Here is a 15,068-nt window from a genome sequence, read left to right as displayed (position 1 = left end):
CGGAATCCGTTTGATAACGATGCAGTCCCGGCGAATTTCTCTCAGGACGCACCGTCTTTGCTGTCAACCTGTTGACGCCCGAAAATCACCTCCATTCGGGCACCGCCGAGCAGGCTATCTCCGGCGAGTATTTTCCCTTCATACTGATCGACAATTTCGCGGGCGACGGAGAGGCCAACGCCTTGCCCTGGACGCAGAGTATCCGCCCGCTGACCGCGATCGAACACCAGTCTGCGTTTACTTTGTGGGATCCCTGGGCCATCGTCTTCAACGATGATATGCAGATGTTCGTCGGTCTGGCGGGCGGAAACCTCGACGAATTCAAGGCAGTACTTACAGGCGTTATCGAGTACGTTACCCATCACTTCCATGAAGTCGTTCTGCTCACCGACAAAGCTAATCTCAGGCGAAATATCGAGAGAGATGTTCACCCCTTTACGCTGATAAACCTTGTTCAGCGCGGAGGTCAGGTTATCGAGCAGCGAGGCAACCGGGTGCAGTTCCCGGCTCAGCAGTGCACTGCCGCCGCGCATGCTGGCGCGATGGAGATAGTAGCCAATCTGCTGCGAAATACGGCTAATTTGCTCAAGCATAATCGGCTCTGCGTCGGTCACGCTGAGCTTCTCGCTGCGCATAGAGCGCAGCGTGCTTTGCAGCACCGCCAGCGGTGTTTTCAGGCTGTGCGTCAGGTCGGTGAGGGTGGTGCGATATTTGTCGTAGCGCTCGCGCTCGCTTTTCAGCAGGCGGTTGAGGTTACGCACCAGGCTTGTCAGCTCGCGGGTGGTTTCCGGGTTGAGCTGTTCGCGGTGATGCTCTTCCAGCTCGCGGACTTCGCCCGCCAGCGATTCGATAGGGCGCAGACTCCACCAGGCGGCTATCCACAGGAGCGGAATAACCAGCAGTAAATTGGCGGCGAGCACATAGATAAACCAGCTCCACACCATGTACGAGCGTTTAAGCTCGACGGGAATGGTATCGACCACCACGATGGTCAGATCCGGCATATTGCCCCTGGCGGGGTAAATATTGACCGCCACCGAGTGGGTCATCTCGGAGTCTTCGTTGTCGGCACGAAACTCACTCAACCGCTGCTGGACCTTGTGATCGTTACGCATCAGCATGCTACTGGAGTCCATATCGGCTTCAATTTCGTGGAAGCCATTCTCGTTGAGCCAGTCGGGACGAATACGCTGCGTCAGCCACGGCACATCGCGCTGTTGCCAGAGCAGTTTCCCCTGATGGTTATAGATGAGCGCCATCGTCGGGCTTTGCTGGTTGAGGCCCTCCGGCATTTCGACGCTGATTTTCCCGTTCTCTGATTTGGCAAGGGTGTAGAACAGGTTGCTCTCTCCACGCAGCAGGCGGAAGGTGGTTTTATCGAAGCTGACGCTGTAGCCCACCAGGGCGACTACGCCATAGGCCAGCGACAGCACCAGAACAACGGCGGCGGTGGCGAGTAAAAAGCGGATCCGTAGCGAGAGCGGCAGGAAGTGCCGGGTAATTCTTTTCATCAGCGAAGTTCGAATAAGTAGCCCTGACCGCGGACTGTCGTGATCACGTCATGCGGATACTGTGCCTGAATTTTTTTACGCAGGCGTCCCATCAGCACATCAATCGTATGACTCTCACGCAGCTCAGCATCCGGATACAGCTGCAGCATCAGCGAGTCTTTGCTGACCACTTTGCCGCTGTTGCGGATAAGCGTTTCCATGATGGTGTATTCAAACGCGGTAAGCTTAATTACTTCATCGCTGATGGAGAGCTCGCGGCGCGAAAGATCCACCTGGAACGGTGGCATCGAGATAACCTGAGAGGCCAGGCCGCTGTTACGGCGCATCAGCGCCTGCATTCGGGCAGCAACTTCTTCAATATGGAACGGTTTAGTCACGTAGTCGTCAGCGCCTGCGCTCAGCACTTCAACCTTATCCTGCCAGCCTTCACGCGCGGTCAGCACCAGCACCGGCAGTGAAATGTCATGGCTGCGCCAACGACGGATAAGCGAAAGACCGTCTTCATCGGGTAAGCCGAGGTCAACCAGCGCGATATCAGGAACATGCTCGCCCAGATAATAATCTGCTTCCCTGGCATCCTCTGCCGCATCGACCTGATGCCCCATTTCCTGGAGCTGTACTTTCAGGTGATGACGTAACAGAGCATTATCTTCAACAACGAGTACGCGCATAGTCTGTTCCTCACTACATTATGATGAGACTAGTTTAACGCTCATTATGGGATTTCGGAGATAAACATTTATTAAACCGGGGGAAAACCTCTCTGCGCGGGCGCAGAGAGGGGAGAGAAGCTTACTTCAGATCGTCAACCATCTGAATAGCACGGCCCAGGTAGTTAGCCGGGGTCATCGCCTTCAGACGGGTTTTTTCTTCTTCCGGCAGCGCCAGGCTGTCGATGAACTGCTTCATGCCTTCGGCATCCACGCGCTTGCCGCGGGTCAGTTCTTTCAGTTTTTCATACGGCTTCTCAATGCCGTAGCGGCGCATCACGGTCTGAATTGGCTCAGCCAGGACTTCCCAGTTGCTGTCGAGTTCTGCCAGCAGACGATCGCGGTTCACTTCGAGCTTACTTACGCCTTTCAGGGTGGACTGATACGCGATGAGCGCATAGCCAATACCCACGCCGAGGTTACGCAGCACGGTGGAGTCGGTCAGGTCACGCTGCCAGCGGGAGACCGGCAGTTTGCTCGCCAGGTGCTGCAGTACGGCGTTAGCCAGGCCCAGGTTGCCTTCGGAGTTTTCGAAGTCAATCGGGTTCACTTTATGCGGCATGGTGGAGGAGCCGATTTCGCCCGCCACGGTTTTTTGCTTGAAGTGGTTCAGCGCCACGTAGCCCCAGACGTCACGATCGAAATCGATGAGGATGGTGTTGAAACGGGCGATGCAGTCGAACAGCTCTGCGATATAGTCGTGCGGCTCAATCTGAGTGGTGTACGGGTTCCATTGAATACCGAGAGAAGATACAAACTCTTCGCTGAACTGGTGCCAGTCAACTTCCGGGTACGCGGCGATGTGGGCGTTATAGTTACCCACGGCACCGTTGATTTTGCCGAGGATCTCCACCTGGTTCAGCTGACGGTACTGACGCTCCATACGGTATGCGACGTTCGCCATCTCTTTACCCATGGTGGATGGGGTTGCCGGCTGGCCGTGGGTACGGGAGAGCAGCGGGATATCACGGTACTGCACCGCGAGATCTTTCACCGCGTCGATGAGCTTGCGCCAGTATGGCAGCACCACTTCATCGCGGGCGGTTTTCAGCATCAGCGCGTGGGAGAGGTTGTTGATGTCTTCGGAGGTGCAGGCGAAGTGGATGAATTCAGACACCGCGTGCAGTTCCGGGATCGCTGCCACTTTCTCTTTGAGGAAGTACTCAACCGCTTTCACGTCGTGGTTGGTGGTGCGCTCGATGGTCTTAATGCGAGCGGCATCTTCTTCATTAAAGTTGGCGACGATAGTATCGAGGTAACCGTTTGCGTCGGCAGCAAAAGCAGGAACTTCCTTGATCGCTGCGTGCGCGGCCAGTTTTTGCAGCCAGCGTACTTCAACCTGTACACGGAATTTCAGCAAACCGTATTCGCTGAAGATCCCGCGCAGCGCGCTGACTTTATCGCCGTAGCGTCCATCGACAGGGGAAACGGCGGTCAGTGAGGATAATTCCATAAATCACAACTCCGGGGTTAAATGAGCGAGAATGTGTTTGGCCTGGGTGGTCAGGCGACTACGAGAGAACATCAGTTGCAGGCGGCCACCGCCAACCTGCTGCCACAGTACGGCGGCGCGAATGCCTGCCAGCAGTGCAGCACGAACTTTGGCCTGAACCTGAGGACTTTGCAGTACCGCAGGGGAGCCGGTAACCTGAATACGCGGACCAAGCGGGCTGATGACGTCGACGTAAATGCCCGCCATGGCGCTCAGCAGCGTTTCAGATTGTAAATCAAAATGGTCGAGCTGGCGCTGTAGCCCACCGATGCGGTTGCCGAGGGTATCCATCGCGCCTTTCGCGGCGGCAAGTTTACGCTCCAGCACCATCATGCTTAGGGTATAACGTGTGAGTTCGGCGTTCAGTCCCTGGCGGCTGCTGGCGTTCAGCACGGCGAGCAGGGTTTCCAGACCCAGGCGCAGGTTGGCTTCGCTGCCGCCAAACACGCCGAGGGTGGAAGAAGGGTTCAGATCGATGACGCTGTTCAGCGAAACGTGCAGGGCATCGCTGTCGCAATGCCCCTGATGCGCGAGCTGTTGTACGAGTCGGGCGGACTGGCAGATCCCGGCCAGCGCCAGCGTGATGTCATAATAATTTTTGGCCACGCAAACTCCTTAGCTCGTGTGCAATAAACGCATTAAACCGGCAGCGGCAAACGTTGTTCAATAATACCGCCGCCAAGGCAGACTTCACCGCTGTAAAAGACCGCAGACTGTCCCGGCGTTACTGCCGCAACCGGCTCGTCAAACCGTACTTCGATACGCTCATCGTCGATGGCGGTGACGGTGCACGGAATATCGGTCTGGCGGTAGCGGGTTTTCACGGTGCAGCGCAGTGTGCCGGTCAGCGGCTCGCGGTTGACCCAGTGCAGCTGTTGGGCAATCAGTCCTACGGACATCAGACGCGGGTGCTCGTGACCCTGGGCAACGATAAGGATGTTGTTTTCAACGTCCTTATCGACCACGTACCACGGATCTTCGCTACCTTCTTTGGTGCCACCGATGCCGAGCCCTTTACGCTGACCGAGGGTGTGGTACATCAGGCCCTGGTGCTGGCCAATCTCTTCACCATCAACGGTCAGGATTTTACCCGGCTGCGCCGGCAGGTAGCGGCCAAGGAATTCACGGAATTTACGCTCACCGATGAAGCAGATACCGGTAGAATCTTTTTTCTTCGCGGTGATGAGGTCGAGTGCTTCGGCGATTTTACGGACCTCAGGTTTTTCCAGCTCACCCACCGGGAACAGGCTCTGGGCAATCTGCTCATGGCTCAGGGTGTAGAGGAAATAGCTCTGGTCTTTGTTGCCATCAAGGCCGCGCAGCAGCTGGCTTTTGCCGTCAACATCGGCGCGGCGCACGTAGTGGCCGGTGGCGATGTAGTCGGCACCCAGATCTTCTGCGGCAAATTCCAGGAAGGCTTTAAATTTGATTTCTTTGTTGCACAGAATATCCGGGTTTGGCGTGCGTCCGGCTTTATATTCCGCAAGGAACAGCTCGAACACGTTATCCCAGTATTCTGCAGCAAAGTTGACGGTGTGCAGTTCAATGCCGAGCTTATCGCAAACGGCCTGAGCGTCGGCCAGATCCGCCGCTGCGGTGCAGTATTCCTCGCCGTCATCTTCCTCCCAGTTCTTCATGAACAGGCCCTCCACCTTATAGCCCTGTTGTTGTAACAGGTAGGCGGAAACGGAGGAATCGACACCGCCGGACATGCCGACGATTACTTTTTTCTGGCTGTTATCTGACATGGAATACTCACGACATTAAACTTTAAGGCGGCGTATTCTATCACGCAGTCCCGGGCTTGACACCCTCTGTGAATGGCCAGTTAAATTCACCGACAAGCGACAGCGGGTGCCGCTCGCCGCTCTGCCAGCAGCGAATACTTTCGGCAACCAGCGCGGAACGCAGGTTTTTGGCGTTCAGGATCTCCTCCGCGGTGAGCCACAGGCAGCGGTCGATATCGCTGTCGTGCGGTTCAGTCGCGCACGTTTCGTTAAGATCGATGGCAAACAGAAAGCGCAGAAAGGGCGTGTGATCGGGGGCCAGCCACTGGTGCATACGAATAAAATGCTGCGGCGTAGCGCGGATCCCGGTCTCTTCCCACAGTTCGCGACTGGCGGCCTGCAGCAGGGTTTCGTCCGCCTCCAGGTGCCCGGCAGGCTGGTTCCACAGCGCTTTGCCGTTAATGGTCTCCTCCACCACGAGGAATTTGCCTTCGGCGTGAACCACGCAGGCAACGGTAACGTGCGGCTTGAACATTCTGGCTCCTTAGTCAGGCATCCCGCCATTCACCGTTGGCGAGATCATCAAGGGTATAACCGCCCATTGCGTAACGAATGAGGCGCAGGGTTGGAAGACCAACGTGTGCCGTCATGCGTCTGACCTGACGGTTACGGCCCTCATAAAGGGTGATTTTTAACCAACCGGTGGGAATGGATTTACGCTCGCGAATAGGCGGGTTGCGCGGCCATAGCCATTCGGGCTCCGCTACTGCCTCAACCCCAGCAGGCAGGGTGGGGCCATCGTTCAGCGTCACGCCGTTACGCAGCGCCGCTATCGCCTCAGCGCTGGGTTCACCTTCCACCTGCACGTAGTAAATTTTCCCCGTGCGCTTGCCCGGCTGGGTGAGCTGTGCCTGCAGTGCGCCATCGTTGGTTAACACCAGCAGGCCTTCACTATCACGGTCCAGGCGACCGGCCGCATACACCCCCTGAACGGGGATAAAATCCTTCAGCGTGCTGCGTCCTGCTTCATCGGTAAACTGCGGCAGCACATCGTAGGGTTTATTGAACAGAATAACGCGGCGGGGCTGGGTTGGTTTACGCGCTTTAGTGTTTTGTCGTGAGCTGAATCGCTCAACCCGGTGATTTCTATTAGAAGTTTTCTGCATGGTATTTTCAGACGTTGTCAATTGCCGCATTATAGCCTAATTACGAATGCCTTTCATGGCGGTCAACATTCAGGTAGTATTGACCCGCTCATTACAAATCATTAACAAAAAATTATATTGCTCAAACTGATTCGCGCCCGCAGTGTGGAAAGGAAGAGCAAACCCAGAAGCGCTCGAAGGAGAGGTTAATGGAAAGCAAAGTAGTAGTTCCGGCGGAAGGCCAAAAGATCACCCTGCAAAACGGCAAACTGAACGTCCCTCACAACCCGATTATCCCGTTCATTGAAGGCGATGGTATCGGCGTTGACGTTACCCCCCCGATGCTGAAAGTGGTTGATGCCGCTGTTGAAAAAGCCTACAAAGGTGAGCGTAAAATTTCCTGGATGGAAATTTACACCGGTGAGAAATCCACCCACGTTTACGGCCAGGACGTCTGGCTGCCTGCTGAAACGCTCGATCTGATTCGTGAATATCGTGTTGCCATCAAAGGCCCTCTGACCACTCCGGTCGGCGGCGGCATTCGTTCCCTGAACGTTGCCCTGCGCCAGGAGCTGGATCTGTACGTCTGCCTGCGTCCGGTACGTTACTACGACGGTACTCCGAGCCCGGTTAAACACCCGGAGCTGACCGACATGGTTATCTTCCGCGAAAACTCTGAAGACATCTACGCCGGTATTGAATGGAAAGCTGACTCCGCTGATGCAGAAAAAGTCATCAAGTTCCTGCGCGAAGAGATGGGCGTGAAGAAAATCCGCTTCCCGGAACATTGCGGCATCGGCATCAAGCCGTGTTCAGAAGAAGGTACCAAACGCCTGGTACGCGCGGCTATCCAGTACGCTATCGACAACAACCGTGATTCTGTAACCCTGGTACACAAGGGTAATATCATGAAGTTCACCGAAGGTGCGTTCAAAGACTGGGGCTACGAACTGGCCCGTACCGAATTCGGTGGCGAGTTGATTGACGGCGGTCCGTGGCAGAAAGTGAAGAACCCGAAAACCGGCAAAGAGATCATCATCAAAGACGTTATCGCTGATGCCTTCCTGCAGCAGATCCTGCTGCGTCCGGCTGAATACGACGTTATCGCCTGTATGAACCTTAACGGTGACTACATCTCTGACGCCCTGGCGGCGCAGGTTGGCGGTATCGGTATCGCTCCGGGTGCCAACATCGGTGACGAATGCGCACTGTTCGAAGCCACCCACGGGACTGCACCGAAGTACGCAGGCCAGGATAAAGTGAACCCGGGTTCCGTTATCCTCTCTGCTGAAATGATGCTGCGTCACATGGGCTGGACCGAAGCGGCTGACCTCATCGTTAAAGGCATGAGCGGTGCCATCAACGCGAAGACCGTGACCTACGATTTCGAACGTCTGATGGAAGGCGCTAAACTGCTGAAATGTTCAGAGTTTGGCGACGCGATCATCGAAAACATGTAATCCAGTTACTGGGTTAAATAAGAACGGGAACCAGTTGGTTCCCGTTTTTTATTATTAGGATTCGAACGGTTATCAAAATTTTATCAAAATAAGTTATCAAAACCCCACTAGGAACGTCGTTTTTGTTCGCTCAGTTTTGAGCTTATTAGACGCGCTCACACCTAATAGTTGGTAACCGGGTATTGCTTCAAAGATAGTTATGCCATAGTACTCATTCTGCATGTTGACGTGGATTATTAATAATAAGTGGAATTTCAAAGCTAGTGAAAAATGATTTTTATGCCATAATACTGTGGTTAATCTGAAGATACCAACTTGATCAATACATAATTAACTGAGGAAGATGCGATGGATTGCTCAAAAGAAGATCGGCTTACATGGCAAAGAATTTATGAATATCGTAATGTTTTTTTCTTTTTGTTAATTATCCTATGGCTAGGACTTTACCTTTTTTGTCACTTATTATCGACATTCACCAATATGACCGAGGATGCATTTGTGGTTCGCTGCAGGGCGTTTCTTAATGTGCTGATCACAAGCGTTGTCCTTTTCATTACTTTCAAACAAAGATTCATACAGTATAAATTGCTGGCAAGAATCACAAATGGTGTAGGGGATTTACCTCACTTCCCAGAATTGTTTGTTCCTATGGGTCTGGCTTTAGTACCGTTTTCATCAGCTATGACAGATCTAGCAGAAACGACAAGATCGTATGAATTAGTGATGAGCCTATGTTTGGGTGTACTCTTTTTAGTAACACTTTTAGAAACTGTAGTTGTTTGTTTCTTCGAAATGTCACGGAGTTTTCTTAAATTATTTAGTGCACATATTGTTCTTCTCATATTCATTGCATGGGGCGCTTTGGTTGATAAAACAACATTAATTAAATCATTAACACAAATGGGGTTGTTAAAACCATTTAGTTAAGAATCTATCTCCTTAGGGGCAAGTAGGTGTAGGGTCAGCTGTAAGCGAGTAGCGTTCATTATATATACCATTGATAAATAGCGCCTTGTACAGACAAGTTGCCGTTAGGTGCCGGAAGCCAGTTATTCACTTTGTCGTCAGAAGGGTGCCTTTTACTTTAGAGGGCGGTGCTAGTTTGCTTCATTTTTCGACAGCTACTCTGATCCAATCCTTACCCCGATTATCATGATAACGAGCTGTCTGGTTTGGTGATTTATGCCCCAGTAGTTTCTGGGTGTTGATTCCTTGATCCTTATAAAGACGTTCTGCCAAAGAGCGCTGCTCGTGGAAGCTTGCTGGGGTACCATCACCACCCCAATCAATCTCTGCTTTGTCGCGTGCTTTACTGAAGTTAGTGGTGAGTGTATTCGAGCTTACCTTAGCGCCACGCTCAGCCTGGGATGTTGAGCGGAAATAATGGATCAGATAAGGGCTAACTACATAGTCCCGGCAGCGGGTGACTACATCGCGCAGGCTCAAGTTAATGGCGTCCAGTCGAAGCGAAAGGGGAATCGCAATCTTACTTCCTGTTTTTTCCTGCACGATATGCAACTGATCATCCCAGATATCGCTGAATTTCATATTTGAAATGTCTCCCAGGCGCTGGCCAGTAACAAGAGCGAGCAGCATTGCATTACCCATGTACTGGTGATTGGTGTCAGCAATATCGAAAATCTTCTGCCATTCTTCCAGATTGAGTCGCTGCCTGGTGATCTTGAGTCTGGGTTGCTTAGTAGCAAGTGCTGGGTTGTATCCGGGGAGCACTTCACCATAGTGCTGAGCTTCCTTGAACACATCGATTAACACCGACCTGATAACCTGTGCCATCCTTGGCTGGCCTGCAGTAATATACTCTTCAAGAATCACTGCTATGTCTCGAACGTCGACTGATGAGATCTGCTTCATTCCAACTCGTTCTTTTAGCAGTGCGATGGGTTTAGCCTTCTGTTTAAAGGTATTCTGCTTTATATCACCAGCTGTTAAGCGTTCCTCCTGAATCTTCCAGTACCGATCGAGCCATGTTGTTGTAGTAATTGCCTTACCTTTACTGGTGGCGATCCGATCGCTTAATGCAAGCAGCTGTCGCGACCTTTGTTCAGCAAACCGAGCGTTAGCTTCAATTGCTATAGCAGTAGCCTCTTCCTCATTAGTTCCAAGAGCGTGAAATTTTCCCGTTACAGGGTGCTTGTACCGCCAATAAACTTTATTGACCTTCCGACTGTAGAGTGGATAGAGGTTAGGTACTTTTACCTTGTTTTTACGTGGACGAGCAGCCATCAGACAATATCCTTTGTAACATTGGTGAATCAGATTTCTTCATTACGGGTTTGGTCAAATTACCTGTAATCTCAGCATCTTCTCTGACCCGCCAATATCGTCCTTCTTTAGTGGCTGGGGGAGTGAACATGCTCTCTTTAGCGTATCGACGTAAAGTATTCAGACTTGGAGGATTACTGCGGTATTTATCTGCAGCCCATTCCTCAAGGGTTAACATCTGAAGCATTGAAATTACCTCATCTTGGCCCATTACTGGGCCATATGTTGATTTTCAAAAATCAGTTTGCAGTCAGCCGCTGCCAGATTGCCGATACGTACTTAGCCTGATGGCGTGCATCTGCCAGTGCGTTATGCATGTCACCTTCGAACGGGATGGAATAGCGAGGATCGATACCGACAGCATTACCCAGCTCCACTATGGTTCTCACATCACGGTCATTAACGATTTTCCAAGGGCAGGTGATTCCACTGCGCTTGTAGGAGCGCCGCATTAGTACGTTGTCGAACGTTGCGCCGTTACCCCATACCTGAACTGATAAATCGCCGCTGGTAGTGTTTTCGCTGATAAAGTCGTTTAACTGCAGCAGGGCATCATCCAACGGGATAGCGTCGTCCACGACAATTGCCGATCGCGCTTCAGATGATTGCTTTAGCCACCAGATAATTGTGCTGGCATCCGTGATACCTCCTGAGGCCATTGCCGACTCGAGGCTGATTACTTTGTAGAACTCTGGGCCGTATGCACCAACTGATGGGTTAAAGAACACAGCGCCGATGGATACGATGGGAGCATCCGGGTTATTCCCCAATGATTCGACGTCAACCATCAAATGCGGGAAGTCCTGGCACTCTTCGGCATCATTATTATGGTGACTGGTACCGGTATTCAGGACAGTTGCTTGCTCAACAGCTGAAGCATCGCTTTCAACTGGCAGATCTGTTGCCGGGCTTTCTGGTATCGGTGCTGTAGCCTTGTCCTCGATGTTGCCAGTCTCTTCCATCTGCACATCGCTGGTGGTCTCCGGAATAGGGGGATTTTTCGGTTTAATGGATGCTATCGCTTCGTGCAGGTCGTTCCGCAAATCGTCATATGTCTTCTTCCTTGGCTTATCGTCTTCTACATCAGCGCTGACATTTCCTGACTCCTCTGTTTCTCCATGTGCCGGAGGCATCTTGGTTAGGTCCTCATGTATCCAATTGGGATCGTTTGAGTCACTGATACCTGGAACAGGTTCACCACGCTCGGCAGCCAGTTGTTTGTTGATTTCTTCTTCGGATGGCTGGGGTTCTTTTGAAGTCATTGGCATAGGCGAAGAGGAACACCCGCAGGCAATATCAACAATAAGCTGATCAGGGTGTGCGTGGTCTGTTTCCGTCATTACACGGTTCAGGTGCTCGCGATGGCGAGGTGGATCCTTCCAGAGTCCTTCGGGTGTGGTTTTGACCGTGGCGATGTTACAGGCACGGGAATAATCGAGACCACCTGGCATAGAGGTGAAAAGCGAACAGGTAGCCAGAAACTCGTGATTATCGACTCGGTTCATCATGGCGCTGGCCTGAGCGTCAATCTCGAAAGGGACGTTATAAATATCAAATTCGTGCTCGCGAGCTAGCAGTCCGAGCGAAATTTCATACTCCAGCCCGATTTTTGTTTGCGGAGTCAGGCGATCGGTATTGTTGTAGCCGCCAGCATCAGCACCACTTGGGGTACGCATAACAGATGTAATACGATTTCCCTTCGCCCACTCACGAACGAGTATCCCGCGATCTGGGTGTTCTGTTGCGAGCCAAAGTTTTGAGAATTGAATTACTCGTGTCAGCTCATGTCGTAACGCTGGGTCAAATACTGTTTTAACTGCGTTGGTATATTTCCACAGCAGTGCGGTGGTGAGATTTTCCAGCTCAGGAATATTTCTGGTGGTCAGCAATAAATTCTGAACGTAGTGGTTGTCGGTATCTATAGATAATTCGATAACCTGAACACGCTGCGCCTGATTAATATGATGTGCGGTGGAGTCACAAATAAATTGTGAGAGCAGGCGACGGCTGAATGTCATCTGCGCTACTGGGTACTCTGTGCGATCATCATCGTCGGGATCGATAACAAGGTCTTCGTCCTCGTTGGCAGAAGGCAGCGGCTGTTCTATTGTGGCTGGTAGTGGTGCAGAATCATCTGCAGGTTGTGCGGTTGTGTCCAGTACGGTAGATGCTGGTGCTGGTGCTGCTTCGGCTACAACTATTTTTTGCCAGGTTAAACCGTCCACACCGCCAAGCTCGTAACGGTCACACCAAGTGGCGTCCAGCACGCCATCTTCAGGTAGATCATCGAATACAGGAAAATTGGTTCGGATTGGCAGTTGGTGGTCGGCACCGCGGCCCACCTGAATACCAGCATCTTCCAGAATATTCAGAATTTCTCGTTCTGCACGTGAATCTGATTTTGCAGGGAACTGGCAAAACTGGCTTTTGGCATCAGTTGATTTCGCTTTGGCTTTAATGAGATACGCATAGTTGTTCATTGCGTTCGGGTTCCTTTAGGCTGTAAGATACCCGGGACTTTGATAGCTCCCTACGGGTAGTGGTCATTGTTCAAAACTCGATTCCGGAAGGCTTTGGTCGGCTAACCGGGTACTTAACCCGCCTTGCGCGGGTTTTGTGCTTTATGGGGTCATGCCAGCTGTTTCACCAGGACAGTTTCAAGCGCTGTAAGTACAGGTTCAAACGTTCTGTTTTCAGGCATTCTGCTCACGGCACGGATTACATCTGATACCGAAATATCACCCTCACGCGGTGTATATCCACCGCCAGGGCCGCGCTGAGAGATAGCGACGTTTCCGGTGCGCAGCTTTTTAAAGATCTGCTCAAGATATGACGTGGATAACTTCGATTCTTTACTGATAGTTGTCAGCGACACGGGTGCGCCGTCATAAATTCGATTCAGGACAGCAACAGCCTGAACGGATGCCATCACTCGCTTCATTCCAAATTCCATGAATACCTTCCCAGGCCGTACCGGCCATTGCTCAAAACTCGATTAAAACTGTACAGGCTGTTGGTCGGCAGCCGGGTTGCCCTTCTGGGCCAGGATGTAACAGATGCGGCGTACAATAACCCAGAAAAAGGGAAGGTGTACGGCCTGGCATCGCGCTGGTTTGCGTGCGAAATCGGTCATGGTTTGATCCTCGTTTTGCCCTTAAAGGCAGGCTGCCTGAACGTTTAAACCTGCTGCGCATTGCTGACTGGTCATCTCATCCGGTGTTTCGTATGCCGCCGGCAGCTACTTCGTGGGCGTCCTGCCTGGATGACTGATTTTCTAAAATCAGGCTACAAATAAATATGTCATTGGTCAACTCGTATTTGACATATTTTATATCAGTGATTTCTTTTTGGGGAGTTGTGGTGGCATCTTGAGGACGAAAAAAAAGCCGCTTTAAGCGGCTTTTTTTCTAGTATCAGTCGTTTTCTGTGGGCGGTTCTATTTTTCTTTTACTTATGAACTCGGCCATAAACTCATCGAGCTCATCCAGCCGGGTACGTGCCTGCTGTATAAAACGTGTTTGCTCTACGTCTGGAAGCTGATCAAACACTTCTAGTAAAGCAGCCTGCTTTTCACTTAAGACTGTTTTGCTATCAGTTATTGTTTGGAGAAACTCTTCTTCTTCATCTGTCATGAAGAACCAATAGAGAGGTTTTCCAAGGGCTTGCGGGAATAATGCAAGTTTTTCCTTACGAGGAAAGTTACCTGTATTGCACCAGTTGCTAACCGTCTGTGAATTCACGCCAACTCTGCGGCCTAACTCAGATTGAGATATGCCAGCTTCCTCAAGAGCCCTTAACAGTCTTTCTTCGAAGTTCATATTCGTATCCAAATCAAACCTATCCGCAAGCATACAAAGTTTCTTTTCAGTTGTGACTGATTAAGTTTCTTGACACTGACAAATTATTTATCAAATATATGATTCGTAAATAGGGAGAAACAATGAACGAAAACACCCAAAAAAAAATAATCGCGCTTTGTGGTAGTCAGTCAGAGCTGGCCCGCCGCATAGGTAAAAACTCTCAAACAGTATCTGTCTGGTTTCGTACCCAGGTCGCCAGCACTGAGGTACTCAATGCATGTAGGGCCCTGGATTGGAGAATAACTCCTCACGAGTTGCGTCCTGATTTGTACCCAAACCCTACAGACGGTATGCCGCAGAAGGATTGTTAATTATGCAATCAATAGTTACGGACAAGTTTAGCCAGAGAATGTCTGTCCCTATGAAATCACAAAATCAGAATGTACCGCGTCGACGTGATTCTATGCGTCGTCGTGTCCTCCATGATGCCGTTCGCGAATGGGAAACCAGTTTACCCGGTCAGGCCCAGGAGCAAATAGCTCTGCTGGTGGCTGAGAAATGGAGTGCGGTGGGCGGGCGTGGGATCACGGTTAATAAACAGAACCTGTTCCGATATCTGAAGAACGAAACGTTCTCGGACAAATACACCGCCTACGTCATGCAGCTGGCGCCAGCAATTGTGGAGGCTATGCCTCTAAAAATTGCTCAGAAACATGGCTGGAGGATGAGTGAAAAATCAGACGTTGAGCTGGTGGCAAGCGCGGTGAAGGAGTGCAGCGAAGCACACCAGGCAAAGTTGCTCGGAGCGCCGCTGCAAAATCTGGAAAAAGAGATCCGTGAGGCTGCTATTGCACTGTTTAATCTGTTGCCCGCAGATGTTGCAGGGCCGCTTCTGGCAAGTGTCGGTGCCGTGGCGCCACAGTGTTTTTAATCGAGTTTT

The 15,068-nt window shown here is 51.4% G+C and carries 17 protein-coding genes; 4 read left to right on the top strand and 13 right to left on the bottom strand.

All coding sequences use genetic code 11. The features are described from left to right. Positions 1–41: 41 nt before the first annotated feature. From phoQ to rluE, 7 genes are all read right to left on the bottom strand, one after another. Positions 42–1,511 (bottom strand): two-component system sensor histidine kinase PhoQ, encoded by a 1,470-nt coding sequence (phoQ, locus tag C7387_RS08470; RefSeq protein WP_120816508.1) that lies wholly within the window; start codon positions 1,509–1,511, stop codon positions 42–44. Beyond that, positions 1,511–2,182: a two-component system response regulator PhoP gene (phoP, locus tag C7387_RS08465; protein ID WP_006819528.1), complete on the bottom strand. Its 672-nt coding sequence runs from the start codon at positions 2,180–2,182 to the stop codon at positions 1,511–1,513. Before phoP ends, phoQ begins: the two co-directional genes overlap by 1 nt. Before the next feature lie 121 nt (positions 2,183–2,303). Then, positions 2,304–3,674 carry an adenylosuccinate lyase gene (gene purB, locus C7387_RS08460; protein ID WP_006819529.1) on the bottom strand — a complete coding sequence of 457 codons (1,371 nt, stop codon included), beginning with the start codon at positions 3,672–3,674 and terminating at the stop codon, positions 2,304–2,306. Between the two features lie 3 nt (positions 3,675–3,677). Next, positions 3,678–4,319 carry a high frequency lysogenization protein HflD gene (gene hflD, locus C7387_RS08455; RefSeq protein ID WP_006819530.1) on the bottom strand — a complete coding sequence of 214 codons (642 nt, stop codon included), beginning with the start codon at positions 4,317–4,319 and terminating at the stop codon, positions 3,678–3,680. Between the two features lie 32 nt (positions 4,320–4,351). Then, positions 4,352–5,461, bottom strand: a complete 1,110-nt coding sequence (gene mnmA / locus C7387_RS08450; RefSeq protein ID WP_006819531.1) for a tRNA 2-thiouridine(34) synthase MnmA — start codon at positions 5,459–5,461, stop codon at positions 4,352–4,354. A gap of 40 nt (positions 5,462–5,501) precedes the next feature. Further along, positions 5,502–5,975 (bottom strand): NUDIX hydrolase, encoded by a 474-nt coding sequence (locus C7387_RS08445; RefSeq protein ID WP_006819532.1) that lies wholly within the window; start codon positions 5,973–5,975, stop codon positions 5,502–5,504. 13 nt (positions 5,976–5,988) lie between these two features. Next, the gene (gene rluE, locus C7387_RS08440; protein WP_120816507.1) at positions 5,989–6,636 is read right to left on the bottom strand and encodes a 23S rRNA pseudouridine(2457) synthase RluE; all 648 of its coding nucleotides are present in this window, start codon (positions 6,634–6,636) and stop codon (positions 5,989–5,991) included. Between the two features lie 158 nt (positions 6,637–6,794). Here rluE and icd point away from each other — a divergent pair, with 158 nt between their 5' ends. Both icd and C7387_RS08430 read left to right on the top strand, forming a co-directional pair. Then, positions 6,795–8,045, top strand: a complete 1,251-nt coding sequence (icd, locus tag C7387_RS08435; protein WP_006819534.1) for an NADP-dependent isocitrate dehydrogenase — start codon at positions 6,795–6,797, stop codon at positions 8,043–8,045. Between the two features lie 348 nt (positions 8,046–8,393). Beyond that, positions 8,394–8,972, top strand: coding sequence for a hypothetical protein (locus C7387_RS08430; protein ID WP_120816506.1), 579 nt, complete (start codon positions 8,394–8,396; stop codon positions 8,970–8,972). 180 nt (positions 8,973–9,152) lie between these two features. Here the strand turns inward: C7387_RS08430 and C7387_RS08425 are convergent, their stop codons facing one another. From C7387_RS08425 to C7387_RS08405, 6 genes are all read right to left on the bottom strand, one after another. Further along, the gene (locus C7387_RS08425) at positions 9,153–10,289 is read right to left on the bottom strand and encodes a site-specific integrase (RefSeq protein ID WP_120816505.1); all 1,137 of its coding nucleotides are present in this window, start codon (positions 10,287–10,289) and stop codon (positions 9,153–9,155) included. Next, on the bottom strand, positions 10,270–10,515 hold the full coding sequence (locus C7387_RS08420; protein ID WP_120816738.1) for an excisionase: 246 nt from the start codon (positions 10,513–10,515) through the stop codon (positions 10,270–10,272). Before C7387_RS08420 ends, C7387_RS08425 begins: the two co-directional genes overlap by 20 nt. Positions 10,516–10,567: 52 nt before the next feature. After that, positions 10,568–12,808, bottom strand: coding sequence for a 3'-5' exonuclease (locus C7387_RS08415; RefSeq protein WP_120816504.1), 2,241 nt, complete (start codon positions 12,806–12,808; stop codon positions 10,568–10,570). 149 nt (positions 12,809–12,957) lie between these two features. Continuing rightward, a complete protein-coding gene (locus C7387_RS08410) occupies positions 12,958–13,281 on the bottom strand; it encodes an Rrf2 family transcriptional regulator (RefSeq protein WP_120816503.1) in 324 nt (107 codons plus the stop codon). Positions 13,282–13,323: 42 nt separating this feature from the next. Next, the gene (locus tag C7387_RS23010; protein ID WP_166791115.1) at positions 13,324–13,461 is read right to left on the bottom strand and encodes a hypothetical protein; all 138 of its coding nucleotides are present in this window, start codon (positions 13,459–13,461) and stop codon (positions 13,324–13,326) included. A gap of 280 nt (positions 13,462–13,741) precedes the next feature. Next, entirely contained in the window at positions 13,742–14,146 is a 405-nt protein-coding gene (locus C7387_RS08405) for a helix-turn-helix domain-containing protein (RefSeq protein WP_166791114.1), read from the bottom strand. 122 nt (positions 14,147–14,268) lie between these two features. Between C7387_RS08405 and C7387_RS08400 the strand changes: the two genes are divergently transcribed. Then, positions 14,269–14,499 (top strand): transcriptional regulator, encoded by a 231-nt coding sequence (locus tag C7387_RS08400; RefSeq protein ID WP_120816501.1) that lies wholly within the window; start codon positions 14,269–14,271, stop codon positions 14,497–14,499. Between the two features lie 2 nt (positions 14,500–14,501). Next, complete coding sequence (locus C7387_RS08395) at positions 14,502–15,059, top strand: toxin YdaT family protein (protein WP_120816500.1); 558 nt, start codon at positions 14,502–14,504, stop codon at positions 15,057–15,059. Positions 15,060–15,068: the final 9 nt, after the last annotated feature.

Source organism: Yokenella regensburgei (assembly GCF_003634235.1).
Taxonomy (GTDB): domain Bacteria; phylum Pseudomonadota; class Gammaproteobacteria; order Enterobacterales; family Enterobacteriaceae; genus Yokenella; species Yokenella regensburgei.
This window is presented reverse-complemented; position numbering and strand designations above follow the sequence as displayed.